This is a genomic window from Paenibacillus sp. AK121, assembly GCF_019042715.1.
In the GTDB taxonomy this organism is placed as follows: Bacteria; Bacillota; Bacilli; order Paenibacillales; family Paenibacillaceae; genus Paenibacillus; species Paenibacillus polymyxa_C.
This window is the reverse complement of sequence record NZ_JAHPJM010000004.1, coordinates 180,528-198,009: the sequence shown is the minus strand read 5'-3', so window position 1 is coordinate 198,009 and position 17,482 is coordinate 180,528. Positions and strand designations below refer to the sequence as shown.

Annotated in this window: 14 protein-coding genes; 13 read left to right on the top strand and 1 reads right to left on the bottom strand. The window is 47.6% G+C overall.

Features of this window, described 5'->3' with window-relative positions:
- Positions 1-4: 4 nt before the first annotated feature.
- Positions 5-1,606: a glycosyl hydrolase gene (locus tag KSP24_RS09735; RefSeq protein ID WP_216975026.1), complete on the top strand. Its 1,602-nt coding sequence runs from the start codon at positions 5-7 to the stop codon at positions 1,604-1,606.
- Between the two features lie 48 nt (positions 1,607-1,654).
- Positions 1,655-3,949, top strand: coding sequence for a hypothetical protein (locus KSP24_RS09730; protein ID WP_216975025.1), 2,295 nt, complete (start codon positions 1,655-1,657; stop codon positions 3,947-3,949).
- A 544-nt stretch (positions 3,950-4,493) separates the two neighbouring features.
- Here KSP24_RS09730 and KSP24_RS09725 read toward each other — a convergent pair.
- Complete coding sequence (locus KSP24_RS09725; RefSeq protein ID WP_013369831.1) at positions 4,494-4,862, bottom strand: helix-turn-helix domain-containing protein; 369 nt, start codon at positions 4,860-4,862, stop codon at positions 4,494-4,496.
- A 328-nt stretch (positions 4,863-5,190) separates the two neighbouring features.
- On the opposite strand from KSP24_RS09725, the gene KSP24_RS09720 reads away from it, so the two are divergent.
- The 11 genes from KSP24_RS09720 to KSP24_RS09670 all read left to right on the top strand — a co-directional run bounded on the left by KSP24_RS09720 (position 5,191) and on the right by KSP24_RS09670 (position 17,469).
- Entirely contained in the window at positions 5,191-5,940 is a 750-nt protein-coding gene (locus KSP24_RS09720) for a YveK family protein (RefSeq protein ID WP_013369832.1), read from the top strand.
- Positions 5,921-6,598, top strand: a complete 678-nt coding sequence (locus KSP24_RS09715; RefSeq protein ID WP_025678062.1) for a CpsD/CapB family tyrosine-protein kinase — start codon at positions 5,921-5,923, stop codon at positions 6,596-6,598. Before KSP24_RS09720 ends, KSP24_RS09715 begins: the two co-directional genes overlap by 20 nt.
- Before the next feature lie 84 nt (positions 6,599-6,682).
- Complete coding sequence (locus KSP24_RS09710; protein WP_129548849.1) at positions 6,683-7,381, top strand: sugar transferase; 699 nt, start codon at positions 6,683-6,685, stop codon at positions 7,379-7,381.
- A 33-nt stretch (positions 7,382-7,414) separates the two neighbouring features.
- Complete coding sequence (locus KSP24_RS09705; protein ID WP_058710840.1) at positions 7,415-8,353, top strand: GDP-L-fucose synthase family protein; 939 nt, start codon at positions 7,415-7,417, stop codon at positions 8,351-8,353.
- 20 nt (positions 8,354-8,373) lie between these two features.
- Positions 8,374-9,363 carry a GDP-mannose 4,6-dehydratase gene (gmd, locus tag KSP24_RS09700; RefSeq protein WP_013369836.1) on the top strand — a complete coding sequence of 330 codons (990 nt, stop codon included), beginning with the start codon at positions 8,374-8,376 and terminating at the stop codon, positions 9,361-9,363.
- Between the two features lie 122 nt (positions 9,364-9,485).
- Positions 9,486-10,829, top strand: coding sequence for a flippase (locus KSP24_RS09695; protein ID WP_013369837.1), 1,344 nt, complete (start codon positions 9,486-9,488; stop codon positions 10,827-10,829).
- A complete protein-coding gene (locus KSP24_RS09690; RefSeq protein ID WP_216975024.1) occupies positions 10,816-12,084 on the top strand; it encodes a hypothetical protein in 1,269 nt (422 codons plus the stop codon). Before KSP24_RS09695 ends, KSP24_RS09690 begins: the two co-directional genes overlap by 14 nt.
- A 751-nt stretch (positions 12,085-12,835) precedes the next feature.
- On the top strand, positions 12,836-14,050 hold the full coding sequence (locus KSP24_RS09685) for a glycosyltransferase family 4 protein (RefSeq protein WP_216975023.1): 1,215 nt from the start codon (positions 12,836-12,838) through the stop codon (positions 14,048-14,050).
- The gene (locus KSP24_RS09680) at positions 14,047-15,288 is read left to right on the top strand and encodes a glycosyltransferase family 4 protein (RefSeq protein WP_216975022.1); all 1,242 of its coding nucleotides are present in this window, start codon (positions 14,047-14,049) and stop codon (positions 15,286-15,288) included. The genes KSP24_RS09685 and KSP24_RS09680 overlap by 4 nt, the downstream gene beginning before the upstream one ends.
- Entirely contained in the window at positions 15,263-16,075 is an 813-nt protein-coding gene (locus tag KSP24_RS09675; protein ID WP_013369841.1) for a WecB/TagA/CpsF family glycosyltransferase, read from the top strand. The genes KSP24_RS09680 and KSP24_RS09675 overlap by 26 nt, the downstream gene beginning before the upstream one ends.
- Before the next feature lie 53 nt (positions 16,076-16,128).
- Complete coding sequence (locus KSP24_RS09670; RefSeq protein ID WP_216975021.1) at positions 16,129-17,469, top strand: UDP-glucose dehydrogenase family protein; 1,341 nt, start codon at positions 16,129-16,131, stop codon at positions 17,467-17,469.
- The last annotated feature ends 13 nt before the right edge of the window (positions 17,470-17,482 follow it).

Below are 17,482 nucleotides of genomic sequence, written 5' to 3'. Positions count from 1 at the left end.
TAAAGTGAGATTCAATTTTATTCCTCTGTATCGACTGATACGTCATGTACTCCCCGTTGTTATACTTTTTTCTTTGTTTCCCGTCGGCTTTGGTGATTCTCTGTCTGTGGTGAATGCCGCTTCATTACAACCTGTTAATTCGGACGCTTCTACTCAGGCCCGTGAACTATACAATTATTTACTCAGCATCTCTGGAAAGAAAACAGTCACTGGTCAGCATGATTATTTGGAAAGTCCAGATGAATTAAGCAACAAGGTCCAAAAAATCAGCCAGGCGTATGTGGGTCTGCACGGCTATGAGATGGGAGCCATCTCTGGTCAATCCGACACTACAGAAGCAGCACAACGTAAAAATGTCGTCGATAGCGCTATTCGTTGGAGCAGAGCTGGTGGCATTGTGACGATGACTTTTCATGAAGCGTTGCCGGGTAGACCGCTGACTTGGGCCAATGTGCAGGCGAAAGTAAGTCAGGCGGAGTTCAATAAATACGTGACACCAGGCACTACGCAGTATAACCTCCTCATTGCCGATCTGGATAAGGTCGCTGTATCGTTAAAGCAGCTTCGTGATGCAGGTGTTCCAGTATTGTGGAGACCTTATCATGAAATGAATGGTGACTGGTTCTGGTGGGGAAACAAAAACAATTTCAATCAGCTATGGAATATCATGTACGACCGTTTTGTAAACACGCATCAGTTGAACAATCTGCTGTGGGTGTGGAGTCCCAATGCTCCCAATTCCTACACTGTCCCGTATACCCCGAAATATCCGGGGGATGACAAAGTGGATATTTTGGCAGTAGACATCTACAACAATGATTTTAAGCAAAGTCATTATGAAGGACTGCTCGGGTTGGCACGGAATAAGCCGATTGCCATTGGCGAGCATGGTGAGATTCCTAGCTCTGAGGTGTTGCAGGCACAGCCCAAATGGGTGTATTCCATGACTTGGGGCAAGATGCTGACTGAGAATAACACAACCAATCAAATACAGGATTATATGAACGATTCGAGGAGTTTGACACGGGATGATGTGAAAAATGGGCTGGCAGCAATCCAACAACCTGGGGCAGATGTGCCGACTTTACCGGATGAGGGACAAAGTGAGCCTATCCCGGTTCCGCCAGTAGTAATCGTACCCCCAGCTCCGACTCCTCCTTCTGTTCCTGATGTAGTATATGTGAACGGGCTGCGGGGCGAATATTTTAACAATATGAATGTGAACGGCAGTCCTGTTTTGATCCGTACAGACAGCAAGCTGGATTATAACTGGCGCGCCGTTGCTGCTGATCCCAAGGTAAATGCCGACCAGTTCTCGGTTCGCTGGACAGGTAAAATCAAACCACATTACAGCGAGACCTATACATTTACAACGATATCCGATGATGGTATTCGCGTATGGGTAGACGGCAAGCTGGTGATTGACAGTTGGTTCAAACAAAGCTGGACAGAGCGTAAAGGCAGTATTGCTTTGGAAGCAGGTAAAATGGTAGATCTAAAAGTGGAATACTATGATGAAAAAGGCGATGCGATGGCTCGTCTGATGTGGGAAAGTCAGCATGAAGCGAAAGCGGTGGTTCCCGGAAACGCTTTGTTTCTTCCTTGATAGATACTCTTTCCCGGTCATAAATTTTGAGGAGAGAGGGTGTATCATATGATGAAAAAATGGTTGACCCATAGGTATACGGTCGTATTATCCGGATTACTAGGTGTCGCAGCTCTAGCCATGATCGCTTGGTTTATATACACGCCTTCAAAAAGTGCAGAATTGCAGACGGATAAGGTAGCGGCGGCCAGTCCAGTATGGAAGCTGGGCCAGAGGGATGACTCTTCAGCGGAATTTAAAGGAGTAGTCGGTAGGGATAATATCGAAATTTCTGGAGCAGCAGCTTCTACTGAATCCTCTGCTAAAGGAACATTCTCGGCGTTGTCGGAAGCAGAGAGTACAACAGTTCCGGTATTGCTCAGCAGTGGTGATATTCCTCCAGGTTTGAATGCATCCACGAATCCAGAACTGTCACTTCAGTATAAACTGAATCAGGTTCCTCCCAATGGTATGATATTCCGTGTTCGGATTTTGGATGCGGGCAAAGCGGTGCCGCAGATGGCTGTCTTTTCAAATCACCAGCTGTCTGGAATTATTCAGATTGCCGGGGTATCCGGTACTGGGAGTACCTATAACTTCAAAAATAACTACGAGCTGTATATCCCCAAAGAACAATTGCAAAGCGGTGTTAACGTACTCAAGCTAAAGACAGCGCGCTGCCTATACTGCTCCTCTGCAGAAGATAAAAATGTGTGGTGGACTTGGGATGACTTGAGCTTGGAGACGTTAGCTTCCCCTGCGGCCGAACCAGTACATGGGAAATATATACTGACTGGTACGAATGTGAATAATAAAGAATTTTATTATGATCAGGGTGCAGTTAAGCATCTACCTTACGTTCTCAAATGGCTGGGAATTGCTTATAGTGGCAACGTCATGAGGGTAACTTGTGCCAGTAATGTAGGCAAGGCATGCACAGATGTGGATGATTACTATCAAACGTTAAAGCAGTATAATATGCAATCGTCTGCTTTGTATCTATACACAGGTGATATCAAGCTGCAAAAAGATGGTACTCTGCCAGAGACGGCCAAGCAAAAGTTGCGTGATTATGTAAAAAAATACGGTTCATACCTTCAATATTATGAAGTAGATAACGAACCTGGATTGTTTAACCGTTCCAAGGCGGTAGACCTGGCTGTGGCTAAGTGGTTGAATACGGAAGGCAAGCAATTGGCACCGCATCTCAAAACCGTAGCGCCGGGTTGGGCCTACTGGCCGACATACTCTACCAAGGCGTGCAAAAATCAAACCGGAGGTACGCAAAAATGCGGTGATCCGGATGGATGGGAACGGGACCCGGCGCAGCGTAAACAGCTGGAAGAAGTCACCGACCTGACCAACGGACATGCCTACGGTGAATCGTATAATGAAGAGGGCGGGGGCAGCTTCGTTCAGAATTTGAAAACCTTCGGTGGTTCGAGCAACGGACTGGCGAAAAAGATGCTAAACACGGAGTTTGGTACTAACGATACGCATCGAGACAATCCTGATTACGGGGCTAGTCAGCCACAAGCAGCTGCATTCGATCGGATTATGCGATCGCAAATCGGGTTTGCCGATATGTTTATCCAGCACGCTGCTTTTTATAAGGATTATACGCTGTTTAAAACGGGCTTTGATCTGCAAAGTCACAACCCGGCTAACACGGAAATTTATCCGTTTGGGCAAGGACAGGACACTCGCGTTAAGATCATGAGACGCTTGAGTCTAGCGTATGCTACGCATGGTAAACCGCTGACTTATACCATACTGAATCCAGAGGAGACGAAGGATAAGATGGTCTATGTTCGCGCGGTGGATACATCCAAGCTTAAACCACTGTCAGGTAGCGGCGCTACCTCGAACAAATTGCTGGTGAACCTAGTGAATTTTGAATCCACAACGCAGACCGTTCGTGTGCGGGTAACGATGCCGAAAGCTGGCTTGTACACGGGGGAACGTTTCGGAGCGGGTTCCACCTACTCTCAGGCGCAGCGATCCATATCAGGTCTCAAGGCTTCTCCTGCCCTTGATTTCGAAGAAAAGCTGGGTCCTGGCGAATCGGTACAATATATTTTGGAACTAAAAAGTACAGATCAAACCACGGCCTCTGCCCCAACAGAGGTAAAAGCAGCCTCAATTCAGGATGGGGCGGTAAAGATTAATTGGCTTCAAGCAGAAGGCATATCATCCTATGATGTGCTGCGTGCTGACCGTACAGACGGTGCCTATCAGGTGATTGCCTCGCAAGTAGAAGGAAGCACGTATACGGACCGCACCGTAAAAGCTGGAAGTCATTATGTCTACAAAGTCCGAGCGACCGGAGGTACTCAGGTTTCTCAGGCAGCCGAGGTTGCTTAGTTACACCGGAATGCATATAGGACCTTACCTCATGAATATCTAACATCATTCCGAAAGAAAGCAAAAAAGAACCTATCAGGAGAAAATAGGACCTGACAGGTTCTTTTTTATTTGTAAATCGTTCTGAATTGCCAATACTTTACGTATAATGGAGAAAAAAATAAGAAAATCCTTTTATATTCTCGTCATAAGACGACAACATTGCAGGTATGTATTCATATATAATAGTTTTGTTCATGACTATACATACATGGTTTGTAGGGAATTTCTTTCCGGTGACCAAGACTAATAAAGTGAGGTTAGTGCTGAATGAACAAGGAAACAGAATTAGGGGGGGAATGGCCCTCTTCTTCGAGACAACGCACGGAAAGCAGGCAAAGCAGCCATCCACTTGGACATCCGGAACATTTTGCTCCAATGTGGGATCACGACACCAGAATGGCTGGAGGGCGATGCTGATAGAACGAAGTACCGGAAAGACAAGCGCGTGTAATTTTCAGTTGCTGGTCCTACTTGAGCAAAACATCAAGCAGCGGCGCGTTCCTTATTCCATCATTCGTTCCATTCGAACAAACGCGATAAAACGTTTGGCTTCTTCCTCAGACAAGGTGCGTCCGTCAATCGTCAGGTTAAAACGTTGCAGGATATTCTCGTCGGACAGTTCAAGCTGATCCACAAATTCCCTCACATCTGAATCCAATATTGCTGTCGGGTGGCTCGTACGTCCCACCAAATAATCGATGGTTACCTCGAAAATATCAGCGAGCTTGGTCAGGGTCTCAAAGTCTGGCTTGCGTCTATTTTTTTCATAGTGAGAAAGAGCCGCCCGCGTAATTCCGAGGGATTGCGCTAATTCCTCTTGTTTTAGTCCCTTATGTTCTCGTAATTCAGCGATGCGGGTTCCATAATTCATCTGTTTTTCCTCCTGAAGGCAAGGTTAAGAGAGGTAAGAAAAGCAATTTTGCGCTTGACAAGATACAATTTGTATCATAAATTAATTATGTAAGTTACATAACGTATCTGTATTTCATAGTTTTCACTGATATCTTCATTTATATACCCTTAAGAGGCCAACGATGATTGAGCATTTTGTGCTTATTCGCTGGCTAGACCTTCTATGCGCTATTATACAACATTTTACTATAGATTAGAGGGTCATGCATCGTTCTTTTCCCCGTCATGCAGAGGATCAGTACAAGCGTTATTCATCGAAAACAAGTCAAGCAGGGAGGACTGGTCTTGTGCAGTTGAAAGAGTACATCCGTTTGATCCGCAAAAGAATGTGGTTGATTGGTAGCATTGTACTGCTGGTGTGTACTGTAGTAGGCATAAAAAATGTATATTTTACCCCGCAGGTTTATGAAGCTACCGCCAAGCTCATTATTAATCAGACGCCACGACCGGACCGTGCAGGTGTCGTCGATTACAGTGTGGTGCAAACCAACATAGCCTTAACGAACTCCTATAAGCAAATTATGATCTCCTCGGCGATTATGGACCAGGTGGTCGCCAGCTTCCCCGATCTCAAGGTTACTCCGTCAGCTTTGGCGCAAAAATTGAGAGTGAACACCGCAGGTGACTCACAGGTCATGGATGTAACAGTCCGCGACTTGTCGTATACAAAGGCTGTGAAAACCGTCAATGCGGTAGCCAAAGTATTCAAACGGCAAATCCCCTCTATCATGAAAATGGACAATGTCACCATCCTAAGCGAAGCCAGCCTGAATGATCCAGCAGTTCCCGTGAACAATAATCCCGCTATACAGATTTTTATTGCTTTTGCCATTTCTTTATTGCTGGGAATAGGCTTGGCGTTTTTGCTGGAGGTATTGGATGATACATTTAAAAATGAGGAAGATATTGAAAAAGAACTTGGTCTGCCTACCCTATCCCTGATTACAAAAATGAAAAAAGAAGATAGACGCTCTGACAGCTCTACTACAACTCCTAAACAGGTAGGTGAGGGACAATATGCCGCGATTAATCAATAATCAGCTCGTTACATCCTTGCATGCTCAGTCTTCCGTGTCGGAGGAGTACCGCATGCTCCGCACTAACATCCAGTTTTCTTCTATAGACGAGCCGATTGAGGTGATGATGGTGGCGTCCGCTCAGGCGGGTGAAGGCAGAACAGTCACGATTAGCAATTTAGCTGTAACCTATGCACAAGAAGGAAAAAAGGTGCTGGTTATGGACATGGATTTGCGTCGGTCCTCCTTGCATCATATGTTTGGTTTGCGCAATCATACAGGGCTTACACGGGTACTTGCCAATCAACAGACATGGCAGGATGTGGTTCAGGAAACCGGGATTGATCATCTGCATGCGATCACGGCTGGACCGAATCCACCCAATCCGTCCGAGATGCTCAGTTCCCGTAGAATGAAGGCTCTACTAGTTGAGCTCAAAGAACATTATGATGTGATTCTGATGGATACGCCACCCCTGCTGTCTTTTCCGGATGGCCTCATTGTAAGTGCCATGTGTGATGGTGTCATTTTGGTAGTGCAGGCAGGGAAGGTCAAAAAGGATGTCGTTAAGAAGGCGAAGGCAAATTTGGAAAGAGTAAAGGCGCGCATTTTGGGTGTAGTGCTCAATAACGTGAAGCGCCGCGCCGAGCGTGGTATGGAGGAACGCAATCTGACATGAATAAATCGGGGGAAATAAGAGTATATAAAATTCTTTTAACAATGGATAAATAATATTTATCAATAAAGAGTGAGGTGATGAGACGTGTCTTCTTCCCGCTCGAACGAGGCCAAAGTGCTGAGCGCGTCAGTGGATGTATATTCGGTCGCTCATGGGCTTGAACGACGACAAGGATGGAGCGTATATCCGTTCGTGAAGCGAAGTATGGACATTATACTGTCTTTTATTGGAATCATCGTACTGTGCCCGGTATTTCTGCTCGTCATTTTGTTGATCAAGCTGGAGGACCCCAAAGGAAGTGCATTATTTTATCAAATCCGTATTGGTAAACATGAGCGACCGTTTCGCATGATCAAATTTCGTTCAATGGTGTCTGATGCCGAGGCCAGATTGTCTGCATTGCTGGTGGAAAATGAAATTGAGGGTGCGATGTTCAAAATGCGGGACGATCCCCGAATTACCCGTGTGGGCCGCTTTCTTCGCAGAACGAGCATCGACGAACTACCGCAACTCTTCAATGTACTGCGTGGGCATATGAGCCTTGTAGGACCCAGACCCCCATTGCCAAGAGAAGTTCATGATTACACCATGAGGGATAAGCTGCGTCTGACGGTCACACCGGGCTGCACCGGACTATGGCAGATCAGCGGTCGTAATCATCTAAGCTTTGACCAGATGGTAGAACTGGATTTGGAGTACATATCTAGACGCAGTTTTCGCACGGATATGATCATCATGCTGAAAACATTCCGTGTGCTGCTGGGCTCCAAGGATGCATATTAAAGTCATTTTAACAAAGAGGGGTAGGAGAGAAGGATGGAGCTTCATTCCAACATTTATGTAGCAGGGCACAATGGACTGGTAGGTTCCGCTATTGTCCGAGCGCTTCAGAAAGCGGGATATCGTCATATTATTACTCGCACAAGCCGTGAACTGGATCTGCGCAATAAAGAGGCCGTAGATCATTTTTTTGATACAGAGCCCGTGGATTATGTATTTCTGGCAGCAGCCAAGGTGGGCGGGATTTTGGCCAATAACGAATATCCGGCTGATTTTATCCGTGACAATCTGCTTATACAAACAAATGTGATTGATGCGACATACCGGAAGAATGTAAGCAAGCTGTTATTCCTAGGCTCTACATGTATCTATCCCAAATTTGCTCCGCAGCCGTTGCGAGAAGAATATCTGCTTACAGGTGAGCTTGAGCCTACCAACGAGGCCTATGCGGTTGCTAAAATTGCCGGGATCACAATGTGTCAGTCCTACAACCGTCAGTATGGAACCCGTTTTATTTCGGTGATGCCTACGAATTTATATGGTCCGGGCGACAATTTTGATCTCCAAACCTCTCATGTGCTACCTGCGCTGATCCGCAAGTTTCATGAGGCTAAGCTGAATCAATCTCCGACTGTAGAAGTATGGGGCTCCGGTACGCCTCGGCGAGAATTTCTTCATTCGGATGATTTGGCTGATGCCTGTCTATTCCTGATGAATAACTATGAGGGAAATGAGATTGTAAATATTGGTGTGGGTGAGGATATTTCCATCCGTGAGCTAGCTGAACGAGTCAAAAATGTAGTCGGCTATGAGGGCGAAATTACTTTTAATACTTCCGTTCCTGACGGAACGCCGCGCAAGTTGGTAGATGTATCTCGGATTTCCGGGCTGGGCTGGTCGGCGCGTATTTCACTAGAAGAAGGATTAAGGTCTGTATACCAGGCATTTCAAAGTCTGGATCTGGTTGAACAATAAATAACGGTGGGGGAATTGGAATGAAAAAAGCGCTGATCACTGGGATTACCGGACAAGACGGGTCTTATCTGGCTGAGTTGCTGCTGTCCAAGGATTACGAGGTGTACGGGGTGCGCAGACGAACCAGCACACCGAACTTTGAAAATGTAGCGCATATCCAGAATGACATTCACTGGCTTTCTGGTGATATGACCGATCTGGCTTCGCTGATCGAAGCCGTCCGTCAGTCCAACCCGGATGAAGTCTACAACTTGGCTGCTCAATCCTTTGTAGCGGCCTCATGGCCGCAGCCCTTGGCTACAGGGCAAATTACAGCATTATCTGTCACCAATATGCTGGAGGCGGTTCGAATTGCCAAGCCGGAGGCGCGCTTTTATCAGGCTTCAAGCAGCGAGATGTTCGGTAAGGTACTGGAGACGCCGCAGACAGAAATGACCCCGTTTTACCCACGTAGTCCTTATGGTGTCGCCAAGGTGTACGGCCATTGGATTACAGTCAACTACCGCGAAAGCTTTGATATGTTTGCTTGCTCCGGTATATTGTTCAATCACGAATCGCCCCGCCGAGGGTTGGAGTTTGTAACACGCAAAGTGTCGGATGCAGTAGCTCGTATCAAGCTGGGATTGCAGCAGGAGCTGCGTATGGGGAATTTGGATTCCCTGCGAGACTGGGGTTTTGCAGGGGATTATGTAAAGGCGATGTGGCTGATGCTTCAGCAGGATCGACCAGATGATTACGTGATTTCCACGGGAGAAATGCATTCTGTGCGTGAACTGCTGCAAATTGCTTTTTCTCATGTAGGTTTAAATTACGAGGATTACGTCGTGATTGATCCGCAATTTGTTCGACCGGCAGAGGTAGATCTATTGCTTGGCGATTGTGCCAAGGCGAAGGAAAAACTGGGCTGGCGATTGGAAGTCGGCTTCGAGCAGCTTGTTCGTATGATGGTGGATGCAGACTTGGAGCGTGTAAAAAGGCAGGCTGCAGTCGAAGCTTCTGTCGTCGTGTAAGAGGTGGAGAGGCCACCCGCCTGGCCGGGGGGTCTCTTCGTTGTACATGATTTCAGCTGTATGACAGCTCAACAGATCATAAAGCAATGCTTAAGGTCATTTTTCAAGATGGAGTAGAACATATGACATTAGTCAAGAAACGTGCCAAACCGCGCAGAAGTTTGCTGGTGAATACATCCTGGCTGTTCGGTGACAAAATGATTCGCATGGTATTCGGGCTGGCGGTTAGCATCATCATGGCGAGAGTGTTGGGACCAGAGGAACTGGGAAAATGGAATTATGCGGAATCCTTTTTCGGGATGTTCCTGATTTTCACGACTCTTGGCTTTGATTCTATATTAGTACGCGATCTTGTCAAACACCCTAAGGATGAGCACGAGCTATTGGGTACGGCGGTTCTGCTGAAGTTGTTAGGTACTTTGGTAGCCATTGTACTGTCCTATTCCTTTATTTCACTGCTCAGACCGGAAGACAGTTCAGTACGGTTAATTAATCTGATTCTGGCTACGGCCTCGGTATTTCAGTTGTTTGATATTATCGACTACTGGTTTCGTGCACAGATGTTGTCCAAATATACGGTTGTTGCCAAGAATACCGCCTTTGTCCTCGGTTCCACCGTCAAAATCATTCTATTGTTGTCCGGTATTCCAATATGGGCAGTGGCGTTGTGTGCTCATGGAGAGTTTCTGCTGGGAAGCCTGCTGCTGCTGTATTTCTTCCATAAGGAAGGACGGCGTGTGAACAAGTGGACGTTCCGCTTCACAACTGCTCGGCGAATCATGAATCACAGCTGGCCGCTTATTTTGTCCTCCTCCGCTGTATATGTACAGGCACGGATTGATCAGGTCATTATCGGTGAATTGTTGGGAAACGAAGCAGTCGGGCAATACTCCGTTGCACTCCGACTCATCGAGGTGCTGGGCTTTATCCCGGTGGTGCTAACGACAGCCTATGCCCCGGTGGTGACGCGTTCCAAGCAGAAAGGAAGCGACGAATACAGACGGACGTTGTCTAACGTGTATCGGCTGATGTTTATATGCTTTCTTGTGACATCAGTCCCCTTATTTTTTCTATCCCAATGGGTAGTAGTTGTGCTGTATGGGAGAGAGTTTGCTGAAGCAGGCTCGCTGTTGTCATTGTTTGCGATTCGTCTATTTTTCACCAACTTTAGTGTCGCCAAAAGCTTGTTTATCACCAATGAAAATTTGTTCAAATACACGTTGCTGACCTCGGTAATAGGTGCGGTTACGAATATCGCCTTCAATTACGCGCTGATCCCATGGCTTGGGGTTCGAGGGTCCTTAGTGGCGACGATATTGTCCTTTACGATATCTGTATTTCTAATGGATTTGTTGTTTAAGGAAGTCAAAGCCAATTTGGGTTGGATGATGAAGTCAATCCTGACCTTCTGGCATGTTCATATTACAGTACCGAAAGTTGGAGAGAACAATCATGATACCGATTAAACCATTTGTTCGGCATGAGGAACAGTGCCCGCATTGTGGAGACACGTTACGTGGGGGAGAGGTACTGTGGCAGGGAATCCACGTATGTGTCAGTACTAAGTGTGAGGGTTGCGGACGTGAATATCTTGAGGATATGAGGGTCGGTCATGCGACGTATTCACCTTATCGTGTAGAAATGCCTGACTATATCCTGACCGGTGATGCGAAGTCAAGAAAATGGCTCGGAGAGCCTTTGCGGCAATCCTTGATGAATCCTTCCTATGATTTAGCAGTCGGTATGACCGTGCATAAAAAGAAAGCTTCTTCGCGTATGATCATTGTCAACACCATAGATTATTTGTATGGTCATGCGTTGCTTAAGCTGCTGAATGTTCAGCGCGAATACGAGCAATCACCGGAAATGGGGATCATCGTTATTGTGCAAAAGTCGCTGGAGTGGATGGTGCCGGCATATGTGTCTGAAATTTGGACGGTCGATGTGCCGTTCAGCAAGGCACGAAACTTTTATCCTCTGCTACATCATCGGATGATTGAGGAATTGATACGTTTTGATGAGGTGTATGTCAGCCCGGCATATTCACATCCCAGCCAGTTTGAAATTGAGCAATTTACAGGGGTCTCCCGTTATGACGAGGAAGTTGAGTCGGATCCACGCATCACCTTTGTATGGAGGGAAGACCGTTTGTGGAGCGGTAGCTATCATATTGCCAGAGCGGTGCAAAAATTCCCACAGCTCAAACGTGGCCTGAAACCGCTAATTTATCACCAACGCAGCAAAATCATTGGACTGTTCCGCAGACTGAGAGAAAGCTTTCCTGATCATCGTTTTACAGTTGCGGGACTTGGACGCACGGGAAGCTTCCCGGCATGGATTTCTGACGAGCGCGTCTCACGCTTCGATCGGGATAGTGAAATGCGGGTATGTGAGGTGTACGCAGCCAGCCGATTAGTCATTGGCATTCACGGCTCCAATATGCTGCTGCCTTCTGCACATGCAGGTATGACGATTGATTTGATGCCTAAGGACCGATGGGGCAATTATGCCCAGGACATTTTATTTCACGAAACGGATCATCGGCTTACAGCCTACAAATATCGCTTTGTACCGATGGAATCGAGCGTGACTTTGGTAGCGGATATGGCAGCCGCCCAGCTTAAAGGGGCAGACCATTTTAATATGCAGATGATGGAGGAAAGACAGCGGCAGGGGGAACATTCAAGTTGGAGGGGGAAGACCGCTTCGGGCAGGGCTTGATCTTGGAGCGTCTATTGTGGATGGAAGCCCGCTGCGGGACGGGTTTGATCTTCCGATCGCTGTTGACGTGGGATTCCTTGGTTTGAATAAGCCCTATAGAGGGCGGAATCCCACGTCAAAGGCGAACGCTGACGCTTCTTCAGATTCAAATCCTTACCCTCCGCTACGTTTCACCGCCGCCCAAAAGAATTTCTCCCTGCCTATAAGGTGGGGGAGGTAAGAGCCGCCTGGCGATAGCTGCGCCCTATCGCCGCGAACTTCACACCGAGCATGCAACCGGTGTAATTAATGCTCTGCTTAGTTCTCTCTCAAGGCGAAAGAACTTGGTGAATAGTACTCACGGCAAGCGACAGTCAAGCCTAGTTAAAGCATCTTGCTCAGCTTAGCGGTAGTATAGCCATGCTTGCTTGTGAGCGTGCCATAACGTGCCAAGCTTACAAGTTGTTTGACGAAACAACGCCCTGTATGTATTCGCACGCGTATATCGCGCAGCGATGGCACTTTATGCCCAGCATCCCCTTTTTTAAGATGGGTGACTTTATGGAAACGGGGCTCAGCAGCGGAGTGGATGGAATCGTTCTGAAGAAGCGATAGCGTTCGCCTTTATCCCCGGATTTTAACCTTTAAAGGGGTATATAAATCAGATGAAATCCGGGGGTAACAGCGATCGGAAGAATGATCCATCCACGCAGCGGGCTCTAAACCCCGCATGCCATAACTCACCCAATATGAAATGGCAGGAGTACTGATGATGATTCCAAAAATATTGTATCTTCGCAACTTTGCCAGCAAGGTGAATGGAGCCTCATACAATTTGCAGGAAGTCGGCTTGGGTAAAGCGCTCGTCCGTAAAGGCTACGATTGCGATATTGTTTACTACAATGATCGTAAGGAGACCCATCTGGAACAGGTCTACCGCCACGCAGGCTGCACCTTGCGCATTATCTGGCTGCACGGGTTCAAGTTCTTAAGCAACAGCATCTACAGAGATGTTCTCAAAGATTCTTTTCTGGCAGCTTATGATCTGGTCATTACTACAGAATACAACCAAATCATGACCTACCTGCTTTCCCGTAAATGTCCCGATAAGCTGGCGCTGTATCACGGTCCATACCGAGATAATACGCATGCGCTGATCCGCAAACTGTACGATGTTATGCTGCTGCCTAAGGTGACAAAGTCTCTACGCCGAACCTATGTCAAATCCGATCTTGCCAAGCGCTATCTGGAGAATAAAGGCTTTGACAACGTGATAACGATTGGGGTCGGACTGGATCGCAGCAATGTAGAGAGAGGATTCAACAGTGACGACAACAGTGGAGCGCGCGAGGAAAACCGTGAGGTTGCGAATGAGCTGCGTCGGATCGGAGATCGCCCGGTGCTGCTGTATGTCGGTGTGCTGGAGGAACGGAGAAATATACGTTTTATGCTGAGTACGTTCAAAAGAGTACTCCAAAAGCATCCTGGCTGCCTTTTGTTAATGGTTGGGAATGGACGGAAGATAGATACGGATCGTTATTGGGCATATGCCCAGCAACTGGGGTTGACGGATAGCATTATACATTTTCCAAGAGTGGAGCAACGTCATCTGTGGCAGATTTACGGAGCAGCGGATGTGATGCTGTTTCCGACCCAATACGATATTTTTGGCATGGTACTGCTGGAAAGCATGTTGTTCCGCGTCCCGATTATTTCTTCGGTGAACGGTGGCTCGGTTACCTTGATTGAGGACGGAGTAAGCGGAGTGATGCTGAGAAGCTTTTCGGAAGAGGAATGGGCTGGCCGTATAGGCACGTTGCTGGAGGATGCTGAGCTTAGACAAAGCCTAGCCGAGAAAGCATTTCTTACGATCAAGCGTATGTCGTGGGATCGGATTGCAGATGAAATCGTAAGCCAGCAACGGATCAAACCCATGAGCTCCAATCACGCTATGCAATCAACACAGGAAAGTGGGGCGGCCACGTGAGTCAACAGGTTAGCAGACGAATGACCCCGCCTATAAGCAAAGTACTGATCATCCATAACTTTTATCAGCAAAGTGGGGGAGAAGACAAGGTTGTCGAGCAGGAATCGGCTATGCTGCGTTCCAGAGGAATAGAGACGGAGCATTACTATGTGCATAACGACAGCATTCAAAGCAAAGGATTGGCCAACATGGCAAAGCTGGCGGTAGAGGCAACCTGGTCCTTCCCAGAATTTAAAAGGATCAAAGAGCTGCTTTTGCGAGTGAAACCGGATGTGGTACATGTGCACAATTTTTTCCCGGTCATATCCCCTTCGGTCTATCATGCCTGTGAACGGCTGAGGATTCCGGTTGTCCAGACCCTGCATAATTACAGGCTGATCTGTCCGGCGGCAACCTTTATGCGAGGGAATGAAGTTTGTGAAAAATGCCTGCACGGCACGCTGTTGCACTCCATCCGTCATGGATGTTACCGAGGCTCGCAGCTGCAGACGATTCCGGTGGCGGCGATGATTAAGTTCAACGAGCTGATCGGCACATGGCAGCACAAGGTAAGTCGCTATATTGCGCTGACGGAGTTTGCACGGGACAAATTTGCCGAAAGCGGCATTCCGCTGGACCGCATCGCAGTAAAACCGAATTTTGTCCATCATCAAACGGTGAAAGCCAAGTATGATCCCAATGATCGTTATTTGTTGTTCGTGGGGCGGATTTCAGCTGAAAAAGGGGTTCGCAATCTACTGCAAGCCTGGTCACAGCTGGAAGATCGGGGCGGATTGAGACTGGTCATCATTGGAGATGGTCCAGAAAAGGCTGAACTGGCGGCTGCTCATCAGCAGGAAGATATTCGGTTTCTCGGCAAGCAAGATGGAGACACGGTGCTGGACTGCATGAGCCGGGCCATGTATGTGATGGTGCCTTCTATTTGGTATGAAGGTTTTCCGATGACGATTGTAGAGTCCTATTCCGTGGGAACGCCGGTATTGTGCAGCCGAATCGGCGCATTGGAGGAAGTTGTGGAGGACGGGGTGACGGGTTTCCATTTTCAACATGATGATCTGGAAAATATAAAGACCGTGATTCGCCGTGCAGTAGCCTATGAGAACTATGCAGCTATGAGACAGAAGGTGGCGCAAAACTATGCTGCACACTATACGGAAGAAGTGAATGTGAAGCAACTGCTGGCGATATATAGCGAGGCTATGGAGGAATGCGATGATGAAGCAGCTGCCCCAGTATAGAGTCGGAAGGATTGCGAGCACAGATGTTGCAGCGCTGACGTTTCAGGAGACGGTACATACGCTGGAACAATGGGCAGTCGGACGAAAGGACAGCTATGTATGTATTTGCAACACCCATTCCATTGTCACGGCCGGGAATCAGCCCGAGTTCCACGAAGCGCTCACTCAAGCTGATTTGTGTACTCCAGACGGTATGCCACTGGTATGGGCGCTCAAGCTGTACGGGTTTGAGCGTCAGGATCGGGTGGATGGTCCCAGTTTGATGCTCAAGTTGTGCGAACGTGCGCCACAGACGGAGGTGAGCGTATATTTTTACGGCAGTACGCCGGATACGCTGGATAGCTTAAAAGACAGGATAGGACAGGATTACCCTGGAATTCGTATCGCGGGCAGCTTTTCACCGCCATTTCGTGAACTGCAGCCAGATGAGGAGAAGCGGATCATTGAGGAAATCAATGCCTCAGGTGCGCATATCATATTCGTCAGTCTGGGCTGCCCCAAGCAGGAAGTCTGGATGCATCGCAACAAAGATCGTATCCGAGGCGTGATGATTGGAGTAGGGGCTGCCTTTGACTATATTACAGGCAAGGTTCGCAGGCCACCGCTAATGATACAAAGATTGGGACTGGAATGGCTGTACCGTCTGATCTGTGAGCCAAAGCGTTTGTGGAAGAGGTATGCCTATAACAATCCAATGTATATCTATCGTTTTCTCAAATCCTATCGACATAATAAAAGGCTCACGCTCTATCATAATCGGCATACAGGGAGAGGCATAGAGAAGTAAAGCGGGGCAAAAGTACAGTGAAATAAGACAGCATGTAAAAAGGGGGAATTGCTTTGAAGCTATGTGTAATAGGTGCCGGGTATGTCGGACTGGTGTCAGGGGTCTGTTTTGCCGCGCTTGGCAATACCGTCGTCTGTATCGATCAGAATGAAGATAAAATTCGGCAGTTGCGTGCCGGCGGGGTACCGATTTATGAACCAGGCTTAAAGGCTCTAATTAAAGATAATGTGGAGCAGGGACGGTTGAGCTTTACAACAGATACCATAGCTTCGGTGCAGGCAGCTGATATTGTTATTTTGGCGGTAGGTACACCTTCATTGCCGAGTGGTGAAGCCAACTTGTCCTATATTGAAGAAGCAGCGTGCGAGGTGGCAGATGCCATGAATGGCTACAAGATCATTGTTACCAAAAGCACGGTTCCTGTCGGAACGAACGAGCGTATTCAAAATTGGATTGCTAGTCGCACGAACTATCCTTTTGGTGTTGCTTCGGTTCCTGAATTTTTACGAGAAGGCTCGGCGGTCATGGATACCCTACAGCCAGATCGAATCGTCATTGGAGCTTCCGATCCGCATGTATCCGCAGTACTAACTACTCTGCATGAGCCGCTGACCACAAATATCTTAACCACGGATATCCATTCGGCCGAGATGATCAAGTACGCGTCGAATGCTTTTTTGGCGACCAAAATTTCGTTTATTAATGAGATTGCAAATATTTGTGAAAAGGTGGGTGCAGACGTTACACGCGTGGCACACGGTATGGGGCTGGATCAGCGGATCGGTTCCTCCTTTTTGTCTGCTGGCATCGGTTATGGTGGTTCGTGTTTTCCCAAGGATACACAGGCTTTAATTCAAATTGCAGGCAACGTGGACTATGAATTTAAGCTGCTGAAATCCGTGGTGGAGGTGAATCAGGGACAACGTTTTAACGTGATTCGCAAGCTGAAAGAGGCACTGGGTGAGCTGGAAGGAGCTACGATTGGCATATGGGGGCTGGCATTCAAACCGAACACAGATGATGTAAGAGATGCCCCGGCGCTGGATATTATGCAGTCGCTGTTGGAGGCAGGGGCGCATATTCGTGCATATGACCCGATTGCTACTGCTAACTTCCGCCGATTGCTGGACAGCCCGGAAATAAAGTGGGCCGATAGCGCGCGGGAAGCAGCAGAAGGATGCGATGCATTGTGTCTTTTGACGGAATGGGAGGAGTTTGGTGAGGTCGGACTGGGTGAACTGAATGAGCTGATGAAGTATCCCATTATGATTGACGGGCGCAATGTGTATAGGGAAGAACAAATTAGACAATCTGCCTTTGCATACTATTCTGTTGGCAGACCACAGATGAACAATCTGGATATAGATCGTCATCATTCTGTAGTGAATCCGTAAAGGGAGGCTGACT